Genomic DNA, 24,066 nt, shown 5'->3' with positions numbered 1-24,066 from the left:
ATCCACATGACGTCTGTTGCCCCGCCATCCGTAACCGTAATCCTTCCGACCTTTAATCGGGCTCATCTGATTGCGGAAAGTATCAATAGTTTGTTGGCGCAGACTTGGCCCATTGAAGAAATCATTGTCGTTGACGACGGTTCTACCGACCACACGGATCGTGTGGTGGCAGCGTATGAGCGGCAAGTCAGGTATTTGGAGAAGGCGAATGGCGGGAAACTTTCAGCTCTGAACGTCGGACTCACCTGCGCAAGCGGCGACCTCATCTGGATCATGGATGATGACGATATCGCACCAGCGGATGCGCTAGAGAACCTGATCACACCATTTCTGGAGTGTTCGGACACAAACATCTCGTATGGTGCGTTGCAGAAATTCTCCCTGGACGCGAGCACCGGTCGGACCGAGTATGTAAAGACGTTCCCCTATCCGCCAGAAGATGGACGATCATTCTTTCTACATGTGCTCGAGGATTGTTTCATCACCGGCCAGCCATGCTTGCTCGTAAGGAAATCTTGCTACGACGCTATCGGTCCGTTGCCTGAGCATATAACGGTGTCGGAGGATTATGCGGTGCTGATAGAACTCGCGCGCCGTTATGAAGCCCGTCGTGTCGACGCGGTGACTCTGTTCCAGCGGCAACATGAGGGCCCACGCGGCCCGAGCGATATCCGCTATGCCGCCGATACACGATATGCCCGTTGGTGTGCCGCGGACACTGGCTTAATGGAGCGAATATTGCCCACACTTTCGCTAGATGAACTGAGTGGTGGCCAGGGTGATCCATTCAGTGCCCGCCGGGCGCTGTTTCAGAAGGCGGTAATCGCGGCGCGCAAGAAGCTTTGGCCCAGTGCGATAGAGGCACTCCACGGCGCCGTGAAGGCTGACCGAGTTACTCCTCTCAATCCATTGGAAGGCCATATCCTGAGCGGCATGCTTGGATGCCGTTATGGTCTTGATGAACTGGTAGAGCATCCGGAATGGATGGACCGGGTCAGGGATGTCTTGGCTCCATTGGAAGACCGAAATGAAGCCTTGTCACGGATTGCGGGGTTGCTCACCTATCGAATTCGCATCCAACTTTCGGAACGTGATTTCAAGCGCGCCCGAGCGTACTGGGGGCTTTTTTGGCGCCTGACAGGTGTGCGATTGGGGGTCCGAACCGGAGTCTCTCGACTAGCCAGCGCAATCTGAAAAACGGCAGATCCTCGTACCGGTTATTTATGCGTGGAAACAACGCTGATCCGGCTTGTCTGTCCTAACGACACCCCGTCTAATTGCCTTGGAAGCATCTGCGGCTCGCCAATCGCAGCAAGACTAAATTTGGAGGATGCGCAACATGCCAGGCACTAACCTTCTGTCGGACATCAAGATTGCGGACATGACCACAGTCATTTTCGGTCCTTATTGCACGCAGACCTTGGCCGACATGGGCGCGGATGTCGTAAAGGTAGAGCCAAAGGGAGGGGATGATTTTCGCAATGTTGGCAAGCCTGCGAACAATCGTAGCATGGGACCATGCCATTTGACGATTAATCGAGGTAAGCGCTCCGTCGTCTGGGACTTGAAATCTGAACCCGGTAAGGCGGCCATAAGGAAGCTGATCCAGCAGAGCGATGTCTTCATCCACAATATTCGCCCAGATGCGGTTACGCGCCTCGGCCTGACTTTCGAAGAAGTCCGTGCAATCAAGCCCGACATTGTCTATGTCCATTGCCTGGGCTTCGGATCGGATGGTCCCTATGCAGGTCGCCCTGCCTATGATGACCTGATTCAGGGCCTGTCCGGCGCAACCATGCTCTTGCCAAAGGTCGACGGAAACGAGCGACCGCGCTTTATTCCCACCGCCTTCGCCGACAAGGTTTCCGGAATGCATGCAATGTATGCAACGCTTGCGGCACTTCACCATCGCGACCGCACGGGCGAGGCAGTTCATGTCGAAGTTCCCATGTTCGAATGCGTGACCCACTTCCTCTTGGAGGAGCATTTCTACGAGGCTGAGTTCGATCCACCGGTCGGACCATTCCTGTATCAGCGTCAGGTCGACCCTTCACGCCAGCCGCTCAAGACGTCGAATGGCTGGATCGTGATTGCACCTTATGTTGACGCGCGCTGGATCAAACTGTTCGATGTCATGGGTGCCCCGGAAGAATTGCAAGACGAACGCATCGCCGATCGCAAGGGGCGGTTTTTCAACCAGGACTACATGATGTCGCGCGTGCAGGAATATTTCGGCAAGCAGACGACGGAGTATTGGATTGACGCGTTGGGAAAAGCAGATATTCCGGCGGCCCGAGTGAACGATTTCCCGGATCTGCAATCAGACCCGCATCTTGTGGCGACAGGCTTCTTTCAACGACGCGAGCACCCGACGGAAGGTCATTATTGGGAAACGCAGCCACCCGTCATTTTTCGAGGCACGCAGCAGCGAGAAATCGCTCCGGCGCCAAGAATTGGCGAACATACGGAGCTCGTATTGTCCGAGTTGGGATTGGGGATCGACTAGGTCCCGCCATCTACCGAGATCACGGATCCGGTGGAGAAACTGGCCGCGTCGCTCAATAGGTAAAGGGCAGCCGATACGATTTCTTCGGGGCGTCCGGGGCGACGGAGGGCGTTATCCGCTGTTTGGCGGGCTTCGTCGGTCCATGCGTCCGCAATATCGGTCAGGAAAGGGCCTGCGCAGATACAGTTTACACGAACGTGCGGCGCATACTCCTTGGCCATGCCAATCGTCATCGCGTTGAGACCAGCCTTGGCCGCGCTGTAAGGAACGACTTGGGCCAGTGGCTGGAGGGAGGCAATCGAAGAGATGTTGAGAATGCTGCCAGAGCCCTGCGTTTTCATCTTCTGGCCGATGATGCTGGCCAGACGATAGGGTCCTTTCAGGTTCAAGTTCAGCACACTGTCATACAGACTTTCGGGCATCTCATGGCTCGGCATACGCGGCCCCATGCCGGCATTGTTTATCAAAATGTCGACGCGCCCGAATTCGGCGTATGCCGCTTCGATCAGCTTATCGATCTCGTCCCATTTCCCGCAATGCGCACCTACGGCGAGAGCACGCTGTCCCATTGCCCGAACCTCTTCAGCCACCGCTTCACAGGCATCCACTTTGCGGCTGGCTATGATGATATCTGCGCCGCGTGCAGCAAGCGCTTTTGCCATCTGGTATCCCAGTCCGCGACTGCCGCCGGTAATCAGGGCCACCTTGCCTTCGAAATTCAGTAGTGGATCGTTCATGGCTATCCCTCCAGTATTTTTGGAGAGCTTAGTGCAGTTGCGCCTGCGCGCCAGCACTGTCCTCGGGGCAGTCGATCAGAGAAACGCCTTCAAGTCGCCCATGAATTGTTCGAACTTGTCATGGTGCAACCAATGACCGGCATCCTTGTAGAGTTTGACGGTCGCCGTGTTGAACTTCTCGATCCGGCCATCCTCTGCGGGGTTCGAAGCCCAGCTTTTTTCTCCATAGAGCAGCAAGGTCGGACAAGTGATCTCTCCCCACAACTGCTCCACATCTTCCTGCGCCATGTCGTAGGGCGGGAACGTGCGAAAATAGTTGTCGAATTTCCACGACCATGTGCCATCTTCATTCTGGCTGATCCCGTGCAGGGTCAGGTGTCGCGCCTGCTCGTCATTGAGATAGCTGTTTTCATCCTTCATGCGCGTGTATGCTTCTTCGAGGCTGCCATACTTTTTCGGCGTCCGCCCGGCCATGCCGCGCTTGGAATCGATCCACTCGCGCATGCGCTCGCCGATCGGGCGTCCAAACCGCTCTTTCAGCATTTTGGGGGAGGGGCCCAGACCCTCAATGGCCACCAATTTGCGTACATTGTCTGGATAGATCCCGGAATACCGCAACGCGATGTTGCCGCCGTAGGAGTGGGCAACAATCGTAACCGGTGCGAGTTTTTTTTGATGGATGAGTTGAGCAAAATCGTACAGGCAGGCCCGCGCAGAATATTCGCCATCGGCCGACCAAGCGCTATCACCATGCCCTCGCAAGTCGGGGGCGATAACATGCCAATCCTTGCGAAGTTCCTGGGCAACCCAGTCCCAGCTACGGCAGTGGTCTCGTCCGCCATGCAAGAGAATCAAAGGCGGAGCGGTTTCATTGCCCCAATCCACATAGTGAAGACGAAGGCGTTGCGAAATATAGGTTTGGGAGGTTGGTCCATGTATCATCTGGCTATAGTTTCGGGCCTCGCCAAGCTTGTCCAGTCTCTCCGTAGCGGCATGCGCCTCTGGCGACGGCTAAACGAGTGAAACAGCTTTTTCGCCAAGCAAGGACAGATGTGGTGACAGCAATGCATGGGTGATACACAGGCAAGGCTCGAGAATATTTTTCGCCTAAAGGGAGAATGGTAAGAGCATATTAAAGCTTCCACCATATATTTTTTTGGCGTGATTATGGTCAGAATGGATGATCGGAATCTGGGGAGCGCACTGGGAGGGGCAGCGTGAAAGCGGTCGCTAAGCATCTAAGTGAACACGATGTCGCACGCATCAAGCGTGCCGCCAAACTTGGAGCGGCATTGCGCGAAGCCTATGCGGAAGTTCTCGCGGAGCCGTGCCCACAATCCATGTTGGATCTTTTGGATGAGCTGCGTGCTCAGGAATCAAAACAGACTAAGCGCAAGGACTGAAGACGCTTGGCCTCAGCCAAATTGTTGAGGGATATCTTCCTCGAAAATCAGCCTGTCTGCACGATCCAAACGCTGCTTGGCCAAGCACTTGACCGCTTCATAGCGCTTTTGGATATCGTCCGTCGCCAACATTTGTGTTGATGACTGCTCACTCGATTTTTGCAGCGACTTCAAGGTCCTGTTTAAGAGAGGTAGTCTCCAGACCATCACCATCCTCCTGCTTCAAGGTTGTTCGTTCGGAACCGAAATTCCACACAACTACACACCTTTTCCGTCTGAGGCTGGAACGTCTATCGCGGCGCCTTTCGCCAAATCGTGACGGAATAAGCCAAGACTACCCCGAAATCCGCCAAGAAGCGAGTTACTTTTCTATAATTCACTCCACGCGAGATAGAGCGGTCCCTATATGGGCTGCATCTTTTGCTATGGAGCCAAGAGGCCAGTACCCTAACGACGACCGGTCGGATTGTCCGGCGTGGCTTCATTGGTGCGTGGCAGCTGAACTGCGCCGATCGTACCGAAGATCTGCTCCCAGAAGCCAAGCTCTCGGCCGCGAGTTGGCGTTTCACGCGACGCATAATTCACGATCTGGCCAGCATCCTGATCATATTCGACGACTTCTTCTACTTTGTCGTCTTCACCAAAGCGTATGGCGACAACGCTGCGAGTTTTCACCTTCGGGTTCAGATACGCAATGCGCTCCTGAAGTTCGGACATGTAGATCCAGGTGTTCTCGTCAAAGATGCTGGTGGTGGAGGGCGACCCAAGTTGGGCCAACACGCTGGAGCGAGTATCTTCGCCTGGCTTCATTTCGCGCGGCTGAGCTTCGTCCGCCACATAGCCGTGATAATCGCGCGATGGCGTCAAGCAAGCTGTAAGGGGCAGAGCCAGTAGTGACAGTGCCAGTATCGCACATCGCGACATAGGACTACTCCTGTTAAATCGTTCTGAAAGACCTAGCTGTTGGTGGCAGGTCTTGGCAAGCGAAGGAGTGCAGGTGTGGTCGGGTTTCGCAATCTCTGGAGTGGGTGGGGGGGCACGGTCCAGGCCTCAGCCCACATGCTGTACACAGACCTCGCCGCCGCCGCGCTGCAGCCGGTATTGTACGAGCAAGGGGCGGCGCGGGACACATTCGAGGGCCGTGCTGCGATGATTACGGCAAACGCCACATTGGTCATACGGCGTTTGAAGCACATCGACTCGGCCCGCGCACGAAAGATCGCCGAACATGTGAATCGTCTGGCGCTGGATGGATTTGACGCAGCGTTCCGCGAATTGGGGGTCGGTGATTCGTCTATTTCTCGCAAAGTGCGAAAACTGGCGGAGCTGCACTATGGTCTCGGCAAGGCCTTGATGGAGGCCTTGAGCGTTCCTCATTCAGAGATCCATCAAACCGTGTCTGAATGTGCCAAACGAAACGGGATAAGCGAACCGGGCCGGGAACCCCTGCTTGCGGCCTTTTTGTTACACAACGCGACGTGCTTTGCCGCTGCAGCGGACGACGATGTGCTCGCCGGCAAATTGTCCTGGCAGCTGCCGGGTCAAGATTAGCCATCGTTCACATCCGCGGCGTTGCCAATGACAGAGGCGCGCCGTAAACACCGAAAAGTATCCCGAACGAACTGGTGGAGCACGGAAGCCCAATGGCCCAAGGCCTAATACTGGCAATTGACGCAATGGGGGGCGACCAGGCCCCCGATGTGACGGTCGCGGGCGCAGAGCTCTTTCTTGCGGCGCGTCCGGATGCCTCCGTGCGTCTGCATGGTGACGAAGCTCAGCTGAAGCCGCTCCTGTCCAAACCGTCGGAGCGTATCGAAATCGTTCACACCGATCTTCATGTGACCAGCGACATGAAACCCAGCCAGGCCCTTCGGCGCGGCAAGGGATCCTCGATGTGGAATGCTATTCATGACGTTAAAGATGGCCACGCGAGCGCTGCAGTTTCGGCGGGCAATACGGGTGCCTTGATGGCGATCTCCATGCTGGTCCTGCGCAAGATGGATGGCGTGCACCGTCCGGCAATGACCGCGGCGTGGCCGACTCTTCGGGGGCGGAGCGTCGTGTTGGATGTCGGCGCGAACCTTGAAGCAGACGCGGCACAACTCGTTACCTTCGCGATTATGGGCGAAGCTTATGCACGCGCCATTCTTGGCATCGAGAAGCCGACCATAGGTATCCTCAATATCGGCTCCGAGGAGATGAAGGGGCATGACGAGATCCGTGAGGCGCACGAATGGTTGCGCAATTCCGGGCTCGACCTTGCCTACCATGGCTTTATCGAAGGCGATGACATTTCATCGGGTACCGTCGACGTCATCGTGACTGATGGTTTTACCGGAAATGTCGCGCTCAAGGCTGGTGAAGGCGTTGCCCGAATGTTGGGAACACGCGTGCGTGAAGCGCTGACAAGCAGCGTCCTGTCCAAGGTCGGCGCATTGCTCGCCATGGGTGGTTTGAAAGGTCTGCGAGAGCAGATGAACCCAAGCAATGTAAATGGCGGTGTGCTATTGGGCTTGGGCGGCGTATCAGTCAAAAGTCATGGCGGCACAGACAGTCGAGGCTTTGCCAGGGCTTGCGAGTTGGCAGCAGATCTCGCGGCAAGTCACTTCAGGGATGAGGTTGCGGCCAATCTCGAGAAAATCAGAACGAAAGGTATGGCGGCCGAATAGGCCGTCCTATTGATAGGCAAGACATGGCGCGGCGCAGTTTTATCCGTGGAACCGGCAGCTATCTGCCAGAGAAGGTCCTGACAAATGAGGACCTGTCGAAAATGGTCGAGACGACCGACGACTGGATCGTGGAGCGCACCGGAATTCGACGTCGACATATTGCGGCTGACGGCGAAGTCACGTCCGACATCGCGGCCGCAGCGGCGAAACGTGCGCTAGAGGCTGCAGGCCTTCAAGCGAGCGATATAGACCTGATCGTGTTGGCCACCACCACGCCCGATCAGACATTCCCCGCGACTGCCACCGCTGTTCAGGCCAAGCTCGGCATGGATCATGGCGCAGCTTTTGACGTTCAGGCGGTCTGCTCAGGTTTCCTGTTCGCGCTCGCGACCGCCGATTCCATGCTTAAGCAGGGCCTGTTCAATTCCGCGCTCGTGATTGGAGCCGAAACCTTCACGCGGATTCTGGATTGGTCAGATCGGGGAACTTGCGTTCTTTTCGGCGACGGCGGCGGTGCGGTCGTGCTGCAAGCTGAGGAGTGGACTGGCGCTGATGATGCCGGGATAATCACACATCATATACGGACCGATGGTACGAAATCCGATCTGCTCTATGTAGATGGTGGTGTAAGCTCGACGGGAACGATCGGTCACGTGCGTATGGAAGGAAACAGGGTATTCCGCCATGCTGTCGCCAACATCTCCTCGGCGATCCAGGCCGTGCTGGATGAAACTGGTCTGAGCTCTGAGCAGATTGACTGGTTTGTTCCTCATCAAGCCAATAAGCGCATTCTCGACGCCGTGGCGAAACGGATGAAGATTGATGACGAAAAGGTCATCATCACGGTCGACCAGCACGCCAACACATCTGCAGCGTCCATTCCGCTCGCGCTGGATCATGCCGTTCGCACGGGCCGCGCTAAACCGGGCGACTTGATTCTTTCGGAAGCAATGGGCGGTGGATTTTCCTGGGGTGCGAGCCTTTTCCGCCTCTAGCCTGATCCTCAAAAATCAGCATTATCAAAGAACTGACGCAACGGTTTCGCTAGGGATCCGTTAACGAAACGCGTTTAACCATTAACCAGAGCGGGAGAATCCCATGAGCAATCAGACCGTCACCAGGGCAGAAGTCACGGATGCCATCGTCCGCGAAGTCGGTGTGACTCGCCAAGAGTCTTCGGACTTGTTGGACAGAACGCTGGAATTGATCGGGTCGGCTCTGGAAACTCAGGATGAGGTCAAGCTCTCTCGCTTCGGTAATTTTGTGGTGCGATCAAAAGCGCCACGGGAAGGCCGCAACCCGAAAACCGGGCAGGAAGCTGTCATCGCCGCGCGCCGCGTCGTCACCTTCCGCCCTTCACCAATGTTGAAATCATTGGTGGACCACAAATAGTCAGGAAGGATCCCTCATGTCGGCAAACCGAGCCCGCGTCACCAAATCAGCTCAGGCATTCCGTTCGATTGGCGAGGCTGCAGGCGAACTTGGGCTCGAGACACATGTGATCCGATATTGGGAAACCAAATTCACCAAGGATGTCCGTCCGATCAAGCGCGCCGATGGTCGCCGCATGTTCCGTCCGCAGGACCTGGATGCGCTTCGGGCCATCCAGACTCTCGTGCACGAAAAAGGAATGACGCTCAAAGGTGCCAAGGCATTGCTTGCCGAGCAGGGTGTCCCAGCGGTCCTCTCCGGAGCAGCAACGCTCGGCACGAGCCCGGCGCGCGAGCTTCAGAAAAGCGTGGCAGACGCGTTCCGGGCTGATGTGGCAGCTGAAGTATCAGGCGATCCCAGAGAACGCCTTCAGGATACATTGGTCGAACTGAAAGATCTGAAAGCCCGGCTCGACGCGGTTCGCCAGACTCGCGCAGCCTGAACCCACATAAGACATTGCGGAATATTGGCGGCTTGGGTACAAGCCGCCGGTGTCGGAGCGTGGCGCAGCCCGGTAGCGCACTCGCCTGGGGGGCGAGGGGTCGTAGGTTCGAATCCTATCGCTCCGACCATTCACCGCCCAATCCAATCCGGAGATTGAATTGGGCGTGAAGTGGCGGCATCCGGGCCGGACTATTCTTCTTTAAAATCCACACCATCAACTTTGCCCATGGCCGCAAGAGCGAAGGCATAATCGAGCGCGATATCCTTCAGGCCTTCGAAGCGACCGGATGCACCGCCATGGCCGCCTTCCATCTCGATGCGCAGAAAGTAAGGGCCAGCATCGGGCGCATCGTGGCGCAGGCGTGCAGCCCATTTTGTGGGCTCCCAATAGGTGACACGCGGGTCCGACAGGCCGCCAGTGATGAGCATGGGCGGATATGGCTTGTCGGCTACATTGTCATATGGGCTATAGGCCATGATCGTGTCGTAATCTTCGGCGGACGTAAGTGGGTTGCCCCATTCCGGCCATTCCGGCGGCGTCAGCGGCAGGCTTTCGTCAGACATGGTATTCACAACATCGACAAATGGTACGGCTGCGATAATGCCGCCAAACAGTTCCGGGTCCATGTTTGCGACCGCGCCCATGAGAAGTCCTCCGGCAGATCCGCCATAGGCAACGATGTTGCCTTCAGACGTGTAGTTTTGATCGACGAGATAATGTCCGGCCGCGATGAAATCCTTGAACGTGTTTGATTTCTTTTCGAGCTTGCCGTCGAGATACCATTGATACCCCTTGGACATGCTGCCGCGAGGATGCACAATCGCATAGATCACGCCGCGGTCGACAAGGCTGAGTCGGCTGGTGCGGAAATCAGCTGGGTAGGTGATTCCGTATGATCCATATCCATACAGCAACATGGGCGCCGAGCCATCAACGGGAGTTGATTTGTGGCGCAGTAGCGTGATCGGCACCTCCACTCCGTCCCATGACGGCGCCATCAATCGCTCGGCAATATAATCTTCTGGTTTGTGGCCCGATGGCACTTCCTGCGTCTTGCGAAGCGTGCGTTCGTGTGTGTTCAGATCATAGTCGAATACCTGGTCCGGAGTCGTTGGAGACGAATATTCAAATCGCAGGATTGGCGTCGCAAAATCATATCCGCTATCGAGGCCCAGCGAATATGCCGCTTCCTCGAAATTGATCCTGTGGCTGGAGCCGTCCTCACGCGCCCGAATAACGATCTGTGGCAGGCTGTTCTCGCGCTCCATGATGGCGAGAAAGTCCTTTTGGGGTTGTATTCCCAAGATCAAGGTGCCCGGACGGTGCGGAACTACTTCTTCCCATGCATCGCGACTGGTCGACTCCATCGGGGCACGCATCAATTTGAAGTCCACGGCGCCGTCGAGATTGGTATAGATGTAGAACTGACCGTCCCAGTGGACGACATTATACTCATTGTCGGTTTGGCGCGGCGCGATAATTCGGGGCGCCGGGTCTGCCTCGTCGGCGGGAAACCAGTAAACCTCCGATGTCGTGTGACTGGACGCTCCAATGAAAATAACTTCTTCGCTCGCACTCTTGTTGATGCTGAGAAAGACTCCCGGATCGCTTTCCTTGTAGATCAGAGTGTCTTCGCCAGTTTCGAGATCTCTCTGCCAAACTGAATCCGGTCTCGCGTTTTCGTCGCGATGGATCCAGTAAATCCGCTTGCCATCGGCGCTCCATTCAAACGGTCCATAGGCGTTTTCAATGCCAACGCCTTGATCTTCGCCAGTTTCGATACTCTTTAGACGAATTGTATAAAACTCACTGCCTTGCGTATCCGTCGCATAAGCGATCAGACTGTGGTCCGGTGAGGTATCAATACCGCCGAATGAGAAATAGTCTTCTTCCTTTCCAAGTGCGTCCCCGTCCAATAGGATGGTTTCTTCAGCATCGGGGTCAAAGGCCTTTTCGGCAGGTTTTCTGGCTATAATCGGATACTCGCCACCCTCACGGTAGCGGGTGTAGTATGCGTAAGGACCGTCAATCTCGGGAACCGAGCTGTCGTCTTCCTTGATGCGTCCTCGCATTTCCTTGAAAAGTTCATCGCGCAGAGCAGTGGTTGGAGTCTCAAGTGCTGCCTTTGTGAAAGCGTTTTCCGCTTCGAGATAGTCGCGGATATCCTGGCGCAAGACGCTTGGGTCGCGCATGACCTCTTGCCAGTTCTCATCCTTCATCCAGTGATAGGGATCGTTGCGGGTCCGCCCAACCTGCGTGATTTCATGATCAATACGCGGGGCAACTGGCGATGTGAGGGGCGCCGCCGCTTGCGCATTCGGCGATGAGGTGTCGGCCTGGGTCAGATCTGGGGAAGGTGTTTCAGTCATGGTGCATCCGGTCGTAAGCGCCATCGCGGCAGCGCTGATCATGAAAAGGGGAAGGAGGCGCATATCAAAGACTCCGAAGCTGTGAGCAAGCCTCGATAGGACCAGCTGCTTCTGATCGTGTCTAGGCCTGTTTGGTCGGTTTGAACTCAAGAACGACGCCGTTGATGCACCAACGTTCTCCGGTGGGCGGCGGCCCATCCTTGAAAACGTGTCCCTGATGCATGCCGCAGATTGCACAATGGCATTCAGTGCGCGGCAAGATCATCTTGAAGTCGGTCTTGGTCGCAACCACGCCTTCGCTTGCTGGCTGCCAGAAACTCGGCCATCCCGTTCCAGACTCGAATTTGTGCTCAGACGACCAGAGCGGCGTATCGCACCCCTTGCAGTAAAAGAGTCCCTCGCGGTGTTCGTCATTGTGATTGCCGGGCGTGAAGGCACGCTCGGTACCCTCTTTGATACCGACGCGATATTCCTCTTCAGTCAGTATTTCGCGCCATTCGCGGTCGGACCGCTGAATCCTGGTTTTTGTCATCATGAGCTCCATGAGAGTGTTCGCGTATCATATAGGCGGTTCGGAGCATCACACCATGATAGGTGATGTAATCTGGAGGGAAAGCGGCAAAGAAAAAGGGATCGCCGGAGAGCGATCCCTTGAATGGTTTGGGAATGGGCGTTGAAACTAGCCGTACAGAACCGTAATGGATTCTGCGACCAGCGCGGGGCGCTCCTGGCCTTCGATTTCCACCGTGGCCTCCATCTTCATCTGCTTGCCGCCAGCCTTCGGCTCAACCGACAGGCATTTCTGGCGCAGGCGCACCTTGGAGCCGACCGGTACCATATTCGTGAACCGGACCTTGTCGGAGCCGTAATTGATGCCGCGTGTCGTGCCGGAGACGCGCAGGACTTCAGAGCCCAGCATTGGCAGCAGCGACAGGGTCAGGAAGCCGTGCGCTATGGGGCTGCCGAGTTCCTTCGTGGCGCGTTCGACATCCACATGGATCCACTGATGATCGCCCGTGGCTTCGGCAAACATATTGACGCGATCCTGATCAATTGTGTGCCAATCGGACACGCCGACTTCCTGGCCAGCCAGGGATTCGAGATCGTCATATGCAACTGTGCGTGGGTCCGCCATGTTTTCCTCCAATTAGAAATTTTCCCTGTTTTGGCGTGCGATTGACGTCTCGGCAAGCTTGACCGAGCGGCAAGTGCAGATTGTAGCAGAGCAGGTACCGGCTGAGCTGCTCAGGATCGGAGGAAATAGGCGAGGCGTTCCACGAGCCGGTTGGTGTCTTTGTCATTCGTGAAGAGGTGCTGAGTGATGCGCAATCGGTCGCCTCGGCGAGACACAAAAATTCCTTCGGCCTTCAGGCGTGCCGTCAGGTCTTCGGGCGCAGAGTCCGGCAGTAAGGGGCAGAGATAGTGGGGGCCGCGCTCGGCCTCTGGAGGGCACAACACTCCAACTGAATTGAGCCTTTGCGACAGGTCGGCATTGCGGGTGCGAAGCGTGCGCTCCACGTTTTCGACGCCCCAATCCAGAATTGTGCGAACGGCGCTTTCGAAGGCTGGAAGTAGCGCGAAATTCGAACGCTCCCCCATGTCAAACCGTTCGGCCCCGGCTCCGAATTCGTCAGAATAGTCAATCAACCTCGCGAAATTGGAGGCGCCTTTCCGGGTGATCCAATTCTGCTCCAATGGACGGCCCGATCTATGCTTTGGGGCCGCATATAGGAAGCCGGTCGCATAGGGACCGAGCAGCCATTTGTAACCGGCGACTGCCACGAAGTCGGGTTGAACATTTTGCGTATTGAAATCCAGTGCACCGCAGCTTTGGGTCAGGTCCAGCACGAAGGCGGCCCCATAATCCCGGCATTTTTTGCCGACCGTCGCGACATCGACCAATGCACCGTCGGTCCAGCGAATATGAGCGCAAGCCACAAGTCCGGTATTGGGCCCGATTTCGTTGAGAAGACAGTCGGACAGAGTCGAACTGCCCGTGCGGGTGATGGTTTTCAGTTGGGCGCCGGTAGACTCCGCCAAGGCGCGCCACACGTAAACATTCGAGGGAAACTGGTCCTCCAGGACAAGAATTTCCTGACCTTCTGCCAAGCTTATGTTGGCGGCAGCCGTGGCTAGCGCGTAACTCACAGATGGGACAAAGGCGATGCCGTCGGTGTCAGCATGGATTAATTGGGCCAGTAGGGGACGGAGGCGCGCAGTATCCGCAAAGAAGTCTGTGTCCTGAATAGACCAAGGCCGCAGCTTACGGGCCAGTCCGGCTTTACCGGCTTCGACCGAGGCTGTCGTCATCGGTCCCATCGTTGCTGTGTTGAAATAGGCAACATCGTCCGGGATATCGAACAAATGGCGCTGGTTTGGAATGACGCTCATATTTCTTCCCTAGCGTGAAAGAAAAATGAGGGGAAGCGCCTCCATATTCTGCTCAGCCTAAACGATGCGACTTTCTTTCTTGCCCCAATAACGGTCACGGATCAGTCGCTTATACAGTTTTCCGGTCGGATGCCGGGGCAGCTCGAGGTCGAAATCCAGACTTTTCGGGCATTTGATCTTTGATAGCTCGCCTCGGCAGAATTCAAGCAGTTCCGCGGCAAGCTCATCAGATGGGACTATCCCCGGCATTGGCTGGACGATGGCCTTTACAGATTCTCCGAATTCTTCGTCGGGCACCCCTATGACTGCCACGTCGGCGACCTTGGGGTGAGTGATCAGGACATTCTCCGCTTCTTGCGGATAGATGTTCACGCCGCCCGATATGATCATGAAGGCCTTGCGGTCGGTCAGGTACAGGAAACCATCTTCGTCGACTTTGCCAACATCGCCGAGAGACGACCAGTCAGGGTGTTTGGGATTAAGTGCCGAGGCATTTTTCTCAGGATCATTATGATAATTTGGTGGGGTGGTGCCGCCGAAGTAAATCTGGCCTTCACTGCCAACCGGCACTTCATCCCCGTTTTCATCGCACACATGAAGTTCGCCGAAAATTGCGCGCCCGACTGTACCTTTGTGCTCGAGCCATTCGGCGCTTTTGGCCCATGTCATGCCGTTGCCTTCCGAACCTGCATAGTACTCGTCGATGATCGGTCCCCACCATTCGATCATCTGCTCTTTTACAGGGATTGGACACGGCGCGGCTGCGTGAATCACGAATTGCAGGCTTGCGACGTCATAGGATTTTCGGACGTCCTCCGGAAGTTTCAGAAGCTTCACGAACATGGTTGGGACCATCTGAACATGGGTCGTCTTGTGAGCCTGCACGCAATCGAGAAAGGCTTCTGGATCGAACTTTTCCATCACCACCAGCGTGGCGCCAAGGCGTGTGAACGTCATGCACCAGCGGAGCGGGGCAGCATGATAGAGTGGAGCTGGCGAAAGATAGACGCTGTCTGGTCCTGCAGCTGCCATTCCTCGTGTAATCTGAAGCAGGACATTGTCAGCATCGATAGGCATATCCCGCTCGAGTGGCGGACGAATGCCTTTCGGTCTTCCCGTTGTCCCGGAGGAATACAGCATGTCCGTACCGGCCATCTCGTCCGCGATGGGCGTCACTGGAAAGGCCGATTGATGCGTCTCCAACCGCTGGAAGCCTTCGATGTCACCATCAATGGACCAGAACTGATCAATGGCGACCAGTTGTTTCGCTTGTTTTGCAACGTCGCCTTTTCCGGCGCTGGCGATCAGGAGGGAGCTGCCGGAATCCTCGATAATGTATTTAACTTCGGGCGCCGTCAGGCGTGAAGACACGCACACAAAATACAGGCCTGAGCGTTGAGCGGCCCAGCAAATCTCGAAATAGCGTGCCGAATTCTCTGCGAAAAGCGCAATCGTATCACCGGGTTTCAGGCCGGCGTCGCGAAATGCGTGCGCTATCTGGTTCGACCGCTCATCCAGTTGTTTGAAGGTTACGGTTTCTCCGGAGGCAGCCATGATATAGGCGGCCTTGTCAGGATGGGTCTTCGCGTGGTGGCAGGGATGCATGTTTTCCTCCTGATATCGGCGGCGCTTCTGGTGAGCGCGCTCGACGGTCTGGAGGCGTTTCTAGCGGGACATTCGCATTCGTCCACGGGCAACGTCGCGTCAGCCGGGTTTATTCGGGAAAGCCTGGTGTTCCGCGTTTCTCGGGATTTTCCTGCAGATAGGCCTGTTTGAGTTCAGTCGAGCGATTGTGATTGCCTTCCGGGCACCAGCCGGGCTCGCTGACCAGGCGTCCGACCCAGCGATGAGGGCGAAATCCGTCGGATGCGCAATCCTTCAGGATCGCGAAGAATTCGTGAAATGCTATGACGAAAGGGTTATAATTGTTCAGAGGCTTCACAACACCGTAAATCGGCTTTTCGTTTTCCAACTCCGGTACGAAGGTTCCGAACATCTTGTCCCAGATGATGAACACTCCGGCAAAATTTGTGTCGAGATACCTGGCATTGGTCGCGTGGTGAACCCGGTGGTGACTGGGCGTATTGAACACTGCTTCAAACCAGCGTGGCATGCGGTTGATCGCTTCAGTATGAATCCAGAACTGGTAAAGCAGGTTCAGGCCACCCACGAAGAATATGACATAGGGATGAAAGCCGATGACGACCATGGGGAGGCCGATCCAGATAAGTCCGGTCAGTGGGCCAAACCAGGGCTGGCGTAGTGCGGTGGTCAAATTGTAGTGCGTCGAGGAATGGTGCGTCACATGCTCCATCCACCACCATCGGGCACGATGTGCGAAGCGGTGCTTCCAGTAATAGATGAAGTCATAAAGGACGAAGCCGATAACGGCTGACACGACCGTGAACGGGAGCGTGAAAATACGGAATGGCCAGGCGATCAGCATCATCCAGACGGCGAGTGTCCCAGTGAGTGTATTGATGACGACATTGCCCAGCCCCATTGTGAGGGAAGCGAGTGCATCCTTGGTGTCATATCTCCCTGCAGCACGTCCGGACTTTACCGCCCACCATTCCAGCGCGACCGATAAAATGAATATTGGCGCGGCGAAGGTCGTTACGGCGGGCAGGGGATTGAATTCCATCTTGTGGGGGTACCGTCCTACAAAGTATCAGTTGGGCTGCGCCTTGGATGGCGCTCTCGTGACGAGTTTGTGACCTCGCATGCTTCTAGACGAGTCAGTCGCTTTCACAAACGGGGTTGGATCAGTAGATGCTAACCTGCGGTTTGCCATCGCGTTTGTAGACCGTGCCGTCCTTCATGACGAAATCCACGTCCTCTAATGCGGAGATATCCGCAAGCGGATCGGAGTCCACGGCGATAAAGTCAGCACGACAACCGACGTCGCCGCATCCGAGTTCTCCTGTTTTTCCCAGTGCTTCAGCCGACAGGCTGGTCGCAGCCTGGATGGCCTGCATCGGCGTCATGCCGAGATTGACCATGCGGGAGAACTGATTGCCGTTGTCCCCGTGCGGATAGACGCCCGAATCTGAGCCGAACACGACCTTGACCCCGGCCTTGACCGCCGCAGTGAAGCTGTCTCTCTGAATTTTAGAGATCGCCCGTTCTTTCGCGAGAGATTCTTCCAGTACGCCGTTCTTCTCGCCTTCAGCCAGCGTGTATTCAGTGTTGTAGATGTCCATCGACAGATAGGTGCCGTTTTCCTTGGCGAGGCGGATTGTGTCTTCGTCAAGGATGCTGGCATGTTCGATAGTGTCGATGCCCGCGAGGATCGCGTTCTTGATACCGATCGTGCCATGTGCATGGGAGGCGACCTTCATGCCGCGCGCATGAGCCTCTTCGGCGATGGCCGTCAGCTCTTCCAGCGTGCCCTGTGCCGCGCCAAGACTGGTGCCTTTCGAAAACACGCCGCCCGTGGAGCAGGTCTTGATCAGGTCGACGCCGTATTTGATGTTCCGGCGAACTTTTTCCCGCATTTCCCAAGGGCCTGTGGCAACATTCTCGCCTGTGAGATCATACTCGGATGGCAAGAGATTGGTGTCCGAGCAATGTCCGCCCAAAATGCCAACCGGAGGCCCGGAGACGTACATGCGTGGGCCGGGGACATCGCCTTCATTGATTGCGTCCCGAAGCGCAACGTCGCTGTAGCTGGAAGCGCCGACATTCCGCACGGTGGTGAACCCTGCGAGCAAGGTCTTGCGAGCATTCTTGACGCCCGTAATAGCTTGGCGCTCATCTGAAAAGCTCAGCGAGAAATAGGCCGGATCTTCGGGATCCGAGGTTAGGTGGGTGTGCATGTCGATGAAGCCGGGCACCAATGTCGCATTCTTCAGATCAATAGATGTGGAACCTGACGGTTTGCGTAGCTTGTTCGCCGTCCCTCGCGCCGTGATGACCCCATCTTCAATCACGAAGACTGGCCGGTTCACAGTTTCCGCGGTCACTGGATCTACAAACTTGCCAGCCGTGAGATAAAGGGTCTCAGCTTCGGCAGGCAGCGAAAGCAGCGCGATGGATGCACCGGTTAGCAGGGCTGTCAGTTTCATCGTGAAGATCCTTTGAATGTGAGGACTGGGTTTATCGAGCCGCGCCTGCGGCAAGGTCAAGCGTTGGGCTGAATGCCGCTGGGTAAGTCTTGACGAATGCTGAGGCACAGGCAGCTTGGGCCCGGAAAATCATCACAAGGGAGGCCAGCCGTGGCGCAGCCAAAAGAATTTGAACAGATCACCCTCGATATCGAAGACGGTATCGCGACCCTTACGCTGAATCGCCCAGCCAAGATGAATGCCTTCACCGGCAAGATGATGTACGAAATGATTGAGGCGTTTGATATTACGGATGCCGACGACAATGTGCGTGTCGTCATCGTGACCGGCTCAGGTGATCGGGCGTTCTGCGCCGGGGCAGATCTGTCCGAAGGTGCCAAAACGTTCGACTATGACAAGCGTGCCGAAGGTGGCGAAGTTGGCCGGACCGACGATGTGGACATCCAGCGCGATGGTGGTGGCCGTGTGACACTGCGTATCTTCGACAGCTTGAAGCCTGTGATCGGCGCGATCAATGGCGCAGCCGTGGGTATTGGCGTGACGATGCAGCTGCCAATGGATATACGCATCGCATCAGACAATGCGCGATTTGGATTTGTGTTTAATCGGCGGGGTATCAATCCGGAAGCGGCCTCCAGCTGGTTCCTGCCGCGTCTGGTCGGCATCTCGCAGGCATTGGAATGGTGCTATTCCGGCCGCGTTTTCCCGGCACAAGAAGCAAAGGATGGCGGGCTCGTGCGGTCAGTCCATCCGCAATCTGAACTGATGGATGTGGCGCGCGCCATGGCGAGAGAGATCGCTGACAATACGGCCGCAGTATCAACCAGCCTGACTCGCCAGATGATGTGGCGCATGCTGGGCGCAAGCCATCCGATGGAGGCGCACATCGTGGATTCTGCGGCGATCTACTCCCGCGGCAAAACGCAAGACGCCAAGGAAGGCGTGATGAGCTTCCTGGAGAAGCGCAAGCCGGTCTATCCGGTTAAGGTCTCGGATGGCATGCCAAACTTTTATCCGTGGTGGGACGAGCCCGAGTTCAAATGGATTGGCGGCAAGGACTGATCCGGCAATGACCCCTGAATTGAGGATGATCGAAACGAACGGACTCCGCTTGCGCGTGGCGCTGGCGGGGGAAGGGCCGTTGGTCGTCCTCGTGCATGGGTTTCCTGAGAGCTGGTATTCTTGGCGACACCAGATCAAGGCATTGTCCGAGGCAGGTTACAGCGTGGCCGCGCCGGATGTGCGCGGTTATGGTGGGTCCGATCGGCCTCACGCGGTCGAAGCTTACGATATGGAAAGCCTGACCGCAGATATTGCCGGGCTTGCCGAGGCCTTGTCTCCGGCTGCGCCGGCGGTTGTGGTCGGGCACGATTGGGGCGCACCGATCGCTTGGAATACGGCGCGGCTCCATGCCGACCGGTTCCGGGCAGTCGCCGGGCTGTCGGTGCCCTATGTGCCGCCGGGCGATGTGGTTTTCATCGATGCGGCCCGCACCTTCTTCACAGAGCGTGGCCTGTTTTTCTATCAGGTCTATTTTCAGGATGAAGGTCCACCTGAGGCAGAGCTAGAAGCCGATCCCGCAGAAACGATCCGAAAGTTCTATTACGCGATTTCAGGTGACGCGCCCGAGGGGACCTGGCCGGTCGACAAGAAGCATGGTGACACGCTGCTTCACCGACTGCCGGAGCCGGACATGCCGCTGCCCTGGCTCAGTGATGAAGACGTTGCCTATTATGATGCCCAGTTCCGTCAATCCGGGTTTCGTGGCCCGCTGAACCGGTACCGCAACTGGCATCGCGATCATGCTTCCCTGAAGAGGCACCCTTCTTCCGCTGTGATCGCTCAACCTTCTCTCTACATCGGGGGCACCAAGGACCTGGTTCTGAAGATGTACCCCGGTGACATGGTCGCAGCGATGAAAAAGAGCCTTGGCGATCTGCGCGGCGCTGAACTGCTTGAGGGGTGCGGGCACTGGACTCAGCAGGAACGGCCTGAAGAGGTGAATCGCCTGCTGTTGGACTGGCTGGGCCAGCTTTAGTCGCTATTCGTCGAAATCGCTTCCATAGCCTTGCTGGTCGCGGGAGAGATCACCGAAGCGGGTGATGTTCGAGTCAAACGCCAGTTCTACGCGGCCAATCGGACCGTGACGTTGCTTGCCGATGATGACCTCGGCCTTGCCATAGACCTGGTCCATGCGCTCGCGCCATTGGCTCCATTTTTCGTTCGAGGAGGGATCGCTCGGATCGGCGCCGGGCTCGGTTCGCGACAGGTAGTATTCTTCGCGATAGACGAACATGACGACGTCAGCATCCTGCTCAATCGATCCGGATTCCCGCAAGTCAGACAATTGGGGGCGCTTGTCGTCGCGTTGTTCAACGGCACGTGAAAGCTGCGACAGCGCGATGATCGGTACGTTGAGGTCTTTCGCAAGCGCCTTCAGGGAAGTCGTGATTTGCGTAATCTCCTGGACCCGGTTCGCATTTGCGTTGCCGCTGGTGACTGTAATCAGCTGCAGATAGTCGATCACGATCATGTCGAGCCCGACAGAGCGCTGCAGACGTCGGGCGCGAGCGGCCAGTTGGCTGATCGAGATACCGCCTGTATCGTCGATATAGAGCGGCAGGTTTTGAAGCTCTTCGGTCGCTTCACGCAGTCGTTCAAAGTCGCTCTTGTCGAGATCGCCCTGACGAATCCGATGGGTAGTGATGCCAGTCCGCTCGGCGATGATCCTTGTTGCGAGCTGTTCGTTCGACATTTCCAGCGAGAAGAAGCCGACAATTGCGCCGTCTACAGTTTTCTTCGAGCCGTCATCTTGCACTTCTGCGCGATAGGCCGCTGCGGCATTGTAGGCAATGTTGGTTGCAAGAGAGGTTTTCCCCATTGAGGGGCGCCCGGCAAGGATGATCAAATCAGATCGGTGCAGTCCGCCCAGCTTCTCATCGAGATCGCGCAGCACGGTCGGGATGCCGGCAATCTTGCCTTCGCGCTTGAACGCAGCTTCAGCGTTCTTGAGAGATTCTGTCAGGGCTTCGGAGAAGGTCGTGAAACCGCGACCCGACGAGCCGCGCTCTGCGAGGTCGAAGAGCTGCCGTTCAGCCAGTTCGATCTGGCGTTCGCCATTTTCTTCCGGAGTCGGGTTCAAGGCGCGACCCGTCAGTTCGCTGCCGATGCCGACCAGCGACCGTCGCATGGCAAGGTCGCGGATCATCCGTGCATAGTCGCCGACTTCCGGGCCAAAGGCTGCTGAGTCGAGCAATTGCTCCAAATACCGGGCGCCACCAATTTCAGTGAGTTTTTCAGCCTTTTCGAAATGCTCGCGCAGCGTGACGCCGTCTGCAATGCGGCCCTGCTGAATCATCGTTGCCGACACGTCGAACAACTCCTGATGCGCTGGCGCATAGAAATCTGAGGGCCGCAGGATATCTGCCACGCGCTGGTAGGCGTTGTTGTCGAACAGGATGGCACCCAGCACTGCGGCTTCCGCCGACAGATTGTGGGGCGGCGCGATTGTGGCAGCGGGGGCATCATCTAGAGGCATGCGATTCTTTTACCTTACCTGCGACGCGAATTCATCGCCTTGATGCGGATTGAGCTGCGCAATTCACCGTCACTTCACAAAAAAAGGGCCGCGGCTGTGGATAGCCGCGGCCCTCAATTCGAATTTGCAGAAGACTATTCTTCGTCTTCGCCGCCGGCTTCGGCGCGCTCAGCAGCAGCTTCGGCGAGTTCGCCAGCCTGCTCTTCAGCGAGTTCCTGGTTTGCAGCCTGGAGCGAAGCAACGATGTCCTCGCCTTTCTCCTGGCGTTCAGCCTCTTCAGCGGAGCGGGCGATGTTCGCCTGAACCGTGACGGTGACTTCTGCGTGCAGGCGAATTGCAACGTCGTACAGGCCGATGGCCTTGATCGGACGGTTCAGGCGTACACCCGAGCGTGGTACGGCGTGACCTGCTGCTTCAGCCGCATCAGCAACGTCGCGAGCAGTAACCGACCCATAAAGTTGCCCCGTATCCCCAGCCTGGCGAATGAGCGTGAAGACGGTGCCGTTCAGCTTTTCAGCTTCGGACTCGGCATTTGCGCGAGCTTCTGCGTTACGAGCTTCAATGGCTTCGCGCTCAGACTCGAAGCGAGCCCGGTTACGATCATTGGCGAGCAGGGCTTTGCCCTGAGGGATCAGGAAGTTCCGGGCGAACCCGTTCTTCACATTCACTTCTTCGCCGATTTTGCCGAGGCGTTCGATGCGTTCAAGAAGGATGACTTGCATGTTCGTGTCTCCTTACTTCACTTCGAACGGAAGCAGGGCCAGCATGCGGGCGCGTTTGATCGCCTGAGCAAGCTTGCGCTGGTTCTTGAGGTTTACGGCCGTGATGCGGCTGGGCACGATTTTCCCTTTTTCAGAGATATAGCGCTGCAGCAGTTTCACGTCCTTGTAATCGATTTCCTGTGCGTTCTGACCGGTGAACGGGTCGACCTTGCGGCGACGTCCGAACGGACGGCGAGCAGGAATGTTCGTGATGTTCAGTTTCTGAGCCATTTCGAGTGTCCTTCCCTAGTCGCGACGACGGTCTTTGCGAGAGAGAACCGGCGACGGCTCATCACTCAGGGCTTCAACGCGGATCGTCATGTAGCGCATGACGTCGTCGGAGATGCGAAGGCGGCGTTCAAGTTCCTGAACTGCGTCGGCGGGGCCGTCGATGTTCAGAAGCGAGTAGTGCCCCTTGCGTTGTTTCTTGATTGGATAGGCCAGGTTGCGAAGACCCCAGTATTCGGTCTTGCCAACAGATGCGCCTTTTTCCTTGAGAAAGCCGCTCAGTTCTTCGACAAAAGTCTCGACTTGAGCAGGCGAAATGTCAGGTCGTGTGATCACGACATGCTCATATAGTGCCATGTTTTCAGTCCCATAGTAGAGCCATGCGGCGCCAGACAGCGGGAAACTGCCGGGCGATGGCCCCTCTTCATCTGGCTCATTCCAAACTAACGAGGGCCGCATGCCTGCGAGTGAATGCGGGTGTAAAGCGCATTTGGGCCTGTTTTTCAAGCGCTTGCTTACATTCGCGGTCACCTTTAACCACGGGCGCAATTTGGAGAAACCAGACATGAAAAAATTCGCGCTGATCTTTCCTGGTCAAGGGAGCCAGGAAATCGGAATGGGCAAGTCGCTTGCGGAGGCCTTTCAGTCCGCACGCGATGTCTTTTTCGAGATTGATGAAGCCCTTGGACAGAATCTGTCTGGCCTCATGTGGGCCGGCGATATTGCCGAGTTGACCCTGACGGCAAATACTCAGCCTGCGCTCATGGCGCACAGTGTTGCCGCCGCCCGCGCTCTGGAAGCTGAGTTTGGCTTGTCGGCCAAGGACGCGGCCTATGTGGCGGGTCACTCCCTGGGCGAGTATTCTGCGCTTGCTGCTGCAGGCGCGCTTGGTGTGGCGGATACGGCGCGCCTCCTGCGCATTCGCGGCAATGCCATGCAGGCCGCCGTGCAGCCGGGAGAGGGTGCAATGGCAGCCTTGTTGGGAGCCGACATAAATCAAGCGGAAGCCGCCTGTGCAGCTGGACGCGAAACCGGCGGCGCCTGTGATATCGCGAACGACAATGCGCCGGGTCAGCTTGTCATATCTGGCCGCAAGGATGCGGTTGAAGCCGCCTGCGCGCAGGCGAAGGATAGCGGCGTCAAGAAAGCCATGCTTCTCAATGTTTCCGCACCGTTCCATTGTTCCCTGATGCAGCCAGCCGCTGATGCGATGGCCGAGGCGCTGGCCGAGGTGTCGATTGCGCAGCCGGTGAGTGAACTGGTCGCGAACGTGTCTGCAAGTGCTGTCACCGACCCGGAAACGATCCGGAAGAACCTCGTCGCACAGGTCACAGGCCGTGTGCGCTGGACCGAGAGTGTGCAATTCATGGTCGCTCAGGGAGTTGAAGCGACGGGCGAAGCAGGCAATGGCAAGGTGCTGACGGTGATGCAACGCCGAATCGACAAGTCACTCAACGGTTTTACGCTCGGGACTCCCGAGGATCTCGAAGCCTTTGCAGAAGCAATGAAGGGATAGACAAG

26 protein-coding genes and 1 tRNA gene are annotated in these 24,066 nt (G+C 56.7%); 12 read left to right on the top strand and 15 right to left on the bottom strand.

The genetic code is table 11. From position 1 onward, the window contains the following. The first annotated feature begins 6 nt into the window (after nt 1-6). Complete coding sequence (locus B3527_RS01875) at nt 7-1,194, top strand: glycosyltransferase family 2 protein (protein ID WP_290479487.1); 1,188 nt, start codon at nt 7-9, stop codon at nt 1,192-1,194. Between the two features lie 145 nt (nt 1,195-1,339). After that, nucleotides 1,340-2,506: a CaiB/BaiF CoA transferase family protein gene (locus tag B3527_RS01870; RefSeq protein WP_290479486.1), complete on the top strand. Its 1,167-nt coding sequence runs from the start codon at nt 1,340-1,342 to the stop codon at nt 2,504-2,506. Here B3527_RS01870 and B3527_RS01865 read toward each other — a convergent pair. Further along, nucleotides 2,503-3,243 carry an SDR family NAD(P)-dependent oxidoreductase gene (locus B3527_RS01865; protein WP_034815410.1) on the bottom strand — a complete coding sequence of 247 codons (741 nt, stop codon included), beginning with the start codon at nt 3,241-3,243 and terminating at the stop codon, nt 2,503-2,505. The genes B3527_RS01870 and B3527_RS01865 overlap by 4 nt on opposite strands. 75 nt (nt 3,244-3,318) lie before the next feature. Beyond that, complete coding sequence (locus B3527_RS01860) at nt 3,319-4,185, bottom strand: alpha/beta fold hydrolase (RefSeq protein ID WP_206990541.1); 867 nt, start codon at nt 4,183-4,185, stop codon at nt 3,319-3,321. Nucleotides 4,186-4,460: 275 nt separating this feature from the next. Between B3527_RS01860 and B3527_RS01855 the strand changes: the two genes are divergently transcribed. Beyond that, nucleotides 4,461-4,646, top strand: coding sequence for a NepR family anti-sigma factor (locus tag B3527_RS01855; protein WP_290479485.1), 186 nt, complete (start codon nt 4,461-4,463; stop codon nt 4,644-4,646). Nucleotides 4,647-4,658: 12 nt separating this feature from the next. Here B3527_RS01855 and B3527_RS01850 read toward each other — a convergent pair whose 3' ends face one another. Next, nucleotides 4,659-4,853: a hypothetical protein gene (locus B3527_RS01850; protein ID WP_206990540.1), complete on the bottom strand. Its 195-nt coding sequence runs from the start codon at nt 4,851-4,853 to the stop codon at nt 4,659-4,661. Between the two features lie 240 nt (nt 4,854-5,093). Then, nucleotides 5,094-5,570, bottom strand: a complete 477-nt coding sequence (locus B3527_RS01845; protein WP_034815402.1) for an outer membrane protein assembly factor BamE — start codon at nt 5,568-5,570, stop codon at nt 5,094-5,096. 135 nt (nt 5,571-5,705) lie between these two features. Here B3527_RS01845 and B3527_RS01840 point away from each other — a divergent pair, with 135 nt between their 5' ends. The 6 genes from B3527_RS01840 (at nt 5,706) to B3527_RS01815 (ending at nt 9,318) form a co-directional block, all read left to right on the top strand. Next, nucleotides 5,706-6,197 (top strand): ubiquinol-cytochrome C chaperone family protein, encoded by a 492-nt coding sequence (locus tag B3527_RS01840; protein WP_290481841.1) that lies wholly within the window; start codon nt 5,706-5,708, stop codon nt 6,195-6,197. A 92-nt stretch (nt 6,198-6,289) separates the two neighbouring features. Then, complete coding sequence (plsX, locus tag B3527_RS01835; protein WP_290479484.1) at nt 6,290-7,315, top strand: phosphate acyltransferase PlsX; 1,026 nt, start codon at nt 6,290-6,292, stop codon at nt 7,313-7,315. A gap of 23 nt (nt 7,316-7,338) precedes the next feature. Then, nucleotides 7,339-8,310 (top strand): beta-ketoacyl-ACP synthase III, encoded by a 972-nt coding sequence (locus tag B3527_RS01830; protein WP_206990538.1) that lies wholly within the window; start codon nt 7,339-7,341, stop codon nt 8,308-8,310. 103 nt (nt 8,311-8,413) lie between these two features. Beyond that, on the top strand, nt 8,414-8,707 hold the full coding sequence (locus tag B3527_RS01825; RefSeq protein WP_034815398.1) for an integration host factor subunit alpha: 294 nt from the start codon (nt 8,414-8,416) through the stop codon (nt 8,705-8,707). A 16-nt stretch (nt 8,708-8,723) separates the two neighbouring features. Next, nucleotides 8,724-9,188 (top strand): MerR family transcriptional regulator, encoded by a 465-nt coding sequence (locus B3527_RS01820; RefSeq protein WP_290479483.1) that lies wholly within the window; start codon nt 8,724-8,726, stop codon nt 9,186-9,188. A 53-nt stretch (nt 9,189-9,241) separates the two neighbouring features. Next, a tRNA-Pro gene (locus B3527_RS01815) sits at nt 9,242-9,318 on the top strand. Between the two features lie 61 nt (nt 9,319-9,379). Here B3527_RS01815 and B3527_RS01810 read toward each other — a convergent pair. From B3527_RS01810 to B3527_RS01780, 7 genes are all read right to left on the bottom strand, one after another. Next, on the bottom strand, nt 9,380-11,623 hold the full coding sequence (locus B3527_RS01810) for a S9 family peptidase (protein WP_290479482.1): 2,244 nt from the start codon (nt 11,621-11,623) through the stop codon (nt 9,380-9,382). Nucleotides 11,624-11,681: 58 nt separating this feature from the next. Then, entirely contained in the window at nt 11,682-12,092 is a 411-nt protein-coding gene (gene msrB, locus B3527_RS01805; RefSeq protein WP_206993219.1) for a peptide-methionine (R)-S-oxide reductase MsrB, read from the bottom strand. Between the two features lie 147 nt (nt 12,093-12,239). After that, complete coding sequence (locus B3527_RS01800) at nt 12,240-12,695, bottom strand: MaoC family dehydratase (protein ID WP_034815688.1); 456 nt, start codon at nt 12,693-12,695, stop codon at nt 12,240-12,242. Between the two features lie 110 nt (nt 12,696-12,805). Further along, nucleotides 12,806-13,951, bottom strand: coding sequence for an aminotransferase class V-fold PLP-dependent enzyme (locus tag B3527_RS01795; protein WP_290479481.1), 1,146 nt, complete (start codon nt 13,949-13,951; stop codon nt 12,806-12,808). A gap of 57 nt (nt 13,952-14,008) precedes the next feature. Then, nucleotides 14,009-15,556, bottom strand: a complete 1,548-nt coding sequence (locus B3527_RS01790; RefSeq protein WP_290479480.1) for an acyl-CoA synthetase — start codon at nt 15,554-15,556, stop codon at nt 14,009-14,011. Between the two features lie 109 nt (nt 15,557-15,665). Further along, nucleotides 15,666-16,595 carry a sterol desaturase family protein gene (locus B3527_RS01785; RefSeq protein WP_290479479.1) on the bottom strand — a complete coding sequence of 310 codons (930 nt, stop codon included), beginning with the start codon at nt 16,593-16,595 and terminating at the stop codon, nt 15,666-15,668. A 121-nt stretch (nt 16,596-16,716) separates the two neighbouring features. Then, nucleotides 16,717-18,018: a metal-dependent hydrolase family protein gene (locus B3527_RS01780; RefSeq protein ID WP_290479478.1), complete on the bottom strand. Its 1,302-nt coding sequence runs from the start codon at nt 18,016-18,018 to the stop codon at nt 16,717-16,719. A 150-nt stretch (nt 18,019-18,168) separates the two neighbouring features. Here B3527_RS01780 and B3527_RS01775 point away from each other — a divergent pair, with 150 nt between their 5' ends. Both B3527_RS01775 and B3527_RS01770 read left to right on the top strand, forming a co-directional pair. Continuing rightward, nucleotides 18,169-19,080 carry a crotonase/enoyl-CoA hydratase family protein gene (locus tag B3527_RS01775; RefSeq protein WP_034815390.1) on the top strand — a complete coding sequence of 304 codons (912 nt, stop codon included), beginning with the start codon at nt 18,169-18,171 and terminating at the stop codon, nt 19,078-19,080. A gap of 7 nt (nt 19,081-19,087) precedes the next feature. Further along, the gene (locus B3527_RS01770; RefSeq protein ID WP_290479477.1) at nt 19,088-20,056 is read left to right on the top strand and encodes an alpha/beta fold hydrolase; all 969 of its coding nucleotides are present in this window, start codon (nt 19,088-19,090) and stop codon (nt 20,054-20,056) included. A 3-nt stretch (nt 20,057-20,059) separates the two neighbouring features. Here B3527_RS01770 and B3527_RS01765 read toward each other — a convergent pair whose 3' ends face one another. From B3527_RS01765 to rpsF, 4 genes are all read right to left on the bottom strand, one after another. Continuing rightward, nucleotides 20,060-21,556 (bottom strand): replicative DNA helicase, encoded by a 1,497-nt coding sequence (locus B3527_RS01765; RefSeq protein WP_034815385.1) that lies wholly within the window; start codon nt 21,554-21,556, stop codon nt 20,060-20,062. A gap of 134 nt (nt 21,557-21,690) precedes the next feature. After that, entirely contained in the window at nt 21,691-22,278 is a 588-nt protein-coding gene (gene rplI, locus B3527_RS01760; RefSeq protein WP_034815383.1) for a 50S ribosomal protein L9, read from the bottom strand. A gap of 12 nt (nt 22,279-22,290) precedes the next feature. Then, nucleotides 22,291-22,548 carry a 30S ribosomal protein S18 gene (rpsR, locus tag B3527_RS01755; RefSeq protein ID WP_034815380.1) on the bottom strand — a complete coding sequence of 86 codons (258 nt, stop codon included), beginning with the start codon at nt 22,546-22,548 and terminating at the stop codon, nt 22,291-22,293. A gap of 15 nt (nt 22,549-22,563) precedes the next feature. Further along, complete coding sequence (gene rpsF, locus B3527_RS01750; RefSeq protein WP_034815377.1) at nt 22,564-22,902, bottom strand: 30S ribosomal protein S6; 339 nt, start codon at nt 22,900-22,902, stop codon at nt 22,564-22,566. 208 nt (nt 22,903-23,110) lie between these two features. On the opposite strand from rpsF, the gene fabD reads away from it, so the two are divergent. Next, nucleotides 23,111-24,061 carry an ACP S-malonyltransferase gene (fabD, locus tag B3527_RS01745; protein ID WP_290479476.1) on the top strand — a complete coding sequence of 317 codons (951 nt, stop codon included), beginning with the start codon at nt 23,111-23,113 and terminating at the stop codon, nt 24,059-24,061. Nucleotides 24,062-24,066 lie beyond the last annotated feature (5 nt).

Origin of the sequence: Hyphomonas sp. UBA4505 (assembly GCF_002388685.1) — a bacterium.
Lineage (GTDB): Bacteria > Pseudomonadota > Alphaproteobacteria > Caulobacterales > Hyphomonadaceae > Hyphomonas.
This window is presented reverse-complemented; position numbering and strand designations above follow the sequence as displayed.